This is a genomic window from Streptomyces sp. NPDC059456 (genome assembly GCF_042750055.1).
Classification (GTDB): Bacteria; Actinomycetota; Actinomycetes; order Streptomycetales; family Streptomycetaceae; genus Streptomyces.
The window spans coordinates 1-2090 of the sequence record NZ_JBHYVA010000096.1 but is presented as its reverse complement, the minus strand read 5'-3'; the positions used below and the strand labels follow the sequence as shown (position 1 = coordinate 2090).

General features: G+C 73.8%; 2 protein-coding genes and 1 pseudogene. 2 read left to right on the top strand and 1 reads right to left on the bottom strand.

Features of this window, described 5'->3' with window-relative positions; genetic code table 11:
- Nucleotides 1-167 precede the first annotated feature (167 nt).
- A pseudogene (locus ACFXA3_RS11755) lies at nt 168-831 on the top strand (SPFH domain-containing protein); the annotation flags it as partial.
- Nucleotides 832-833: 2 nt separating this feature from the next.
- Nucleotides 834-1745 (top strand): serine/threonine-protein kinase, encoded by a 912-nt coding sequence (locus ACFXA3_RS11750; RefSeq protein WP_385185390.1) that lies wholly within the window; start codon nt 834-836, stop codon nt 1743-1745.
- 7 nt (nt 1746-1752) lie between these two features.
- Here ACFXA3_RS11750 and ACFXA3_RS11745 read toward each other — a convergent pair.
- The coding region (locus ACFXA3_RS11745) for a zinc-binding dehydrogenase (RefSeq protein ID WP_385185353.1) at nt 1753-2090 on the bottom strand (338 nt) is incomplete at its 5' end.

Genomic DNA, 2090 nt, shown 5'->3' with positions numbered 1-2090 from the left:
GGGGTTTTTCCCCCCCCCCCCCCCGGCGGGCGGGGGGGCCCCCCCCCGCCCGCCCCGCCCCGCCCCGTCCGGGGCAACCTCGCCCAATCGGTGGGCGCGGCGGCGGCGTTCTGCGAGACTCGGCTCAACGGGGCGGCACAGAAGGCCGGAAGGGCACGGGGAACCGCATGCAGCCGATCATCATCGTCCTGATCATCGTGGTGGTCGTGTTCTTCATCGCGATGGTCAAGGCGGTCCATGTGATCCCGCAGGGGAGCGTCGCCGTCCTCGAACGCCAGGGCCGCTACACCCGTACCCTCCGCGCGGGCCTCAACGTCGTCGTCCCGTTCATCGACTCGATCCGCAACCGCATCGACCTGCGCGAACAGGTCGTACCGTTCCCGCCCCAGTCGATGACCGGCCAGGACAACCTGACCCTCGACATCGACACGGTCGTCTACTACCAGGTCTCCGATCCCCGCGCCGCGACGTACGAGGTCGCCAGCTACATCCAGGCCATCGAGCAGCTCACGGTCACCACCCTGCGCAACATCATCGGCGGCATGGACCTGGAACGGATCCTGACCTCCCGCGAGGAGATCAACGCCGCCCTGCGCGGAGTCCTCGACGAGGCCACCGGAAGGTGGGGCATCCGCGTCAACCGCGTCGAGCTCAGGGCCATCGAGCTGCCCGCGGCCGTCCGGGCCGCGGTGGAACGGCAGCTGGCCGCCGACCGCGACCGGCGCTCGGCGATCCTCCAGGCGGAGGGCGCCCGCCATTCCGAGATCCTGCGTGCCGAAGGGGAAAAGCAGGCGGCGGTCCTGCGTGCGGAGGGCGAGGCGGCGGCGGCGCAGATCCACCGCAGGACTGCCCGGGCCGCCCCGGACGGCCTGCGCTTACGGCCCGTACGGCACGATCCGCTGCTGCCGGACGACCCCCGGGAGGTCGGCCGGTACCGGCTCACCGCGCGGCTCGGCGAGGGCGGGATGGGGACGGTCTACCTGGGGCTCTCGCCCGGCGAGCGGCGCGTGGCGGTCAAGGTCGTCCGGGCGGACCTGGCGGCGGACCCGGGGTTCCGGCAGCGGTTCGCGCGGGAGATCGACTCCGTGCGGCGGGTCGGCGGCTTCCACACGGCGCAGGTGGTGGACGCGTCTTCGGAGGGCGAACGGCCCTGGCTGGTGACGGAGTACATCCCGGGCCCGTCCCTGCAGCGCGTTCTGGACGAGCACGGCGCGCTGCCCACCAGGACACTGCGCGCCCTGGCGCTGGGGGTGGCCGAGGCGCTGGAGGGGATCCACGCCTGCGGGATCGTGCACCGGGACCTGAAGCCCGGCAACGTCATCATCGCGGAGTCGGGCGCCCGGGTCATCGACTTCGGGATCGCCCGGGCGGTGGGCGCCACCGCCCTGACCCGCACGGACTTCCTGGTCGGCACGCGCGGCTTCCTGGCCCCCGAGCAGCTGACGGGTGCCCCGCTGACACCGGCCGTCGACGCGTACGCCTTCGGAATGGTGCTGGCCCACGCCTGCGGGGCCGCGCCCTTCCCTCCGGGAGCCCGGCTGGAGCCCGCACTGCGGACGCTGCCCGCGGACCTGTCGGCGGTCGTGACGGCCTGCCTCTCCGCCGATCCGGCCGCGCGGCCGACGCCGGCGCAGATCCTGGAACACCTGGGCGGCGGGAAGGACCGGGGGGCCGGAGACTGGCTGCCCCCGGCCGTGCGCACGTTGGTCGGGCTCCACAACATGCCGACCGTCGACGCGGACTGAGGTGTGCTCAGACCTCGACGACGATCTTTCCGGCCGTGCGCCCGGTCCGGCTGAGTTCGAAGGCCGCCGCGAGCTCCGACAGCGGGAAGGTCTTGGCGACGGTGACCGTGAGCTGCCCGCCGTCCGCGAGCCGGCCCAGTTCGGCCAGGGCCTCGGTGTCCGGGCGCACCCACATCCACTGGCCTCCCGCGCCGAGCACCGTGTGGTCGGCGATGGAGGCGTGGCGGCCGCCCTTGGCCAGGACCGCCTGGGTGACGTCGAGGACGCCCCCGACGAAGTCCGCGGCGACGGTGACCCCGTCGGGGGCGAGCGCCCGCACCCGCTCGGCCACGCCGTCCCCGTACT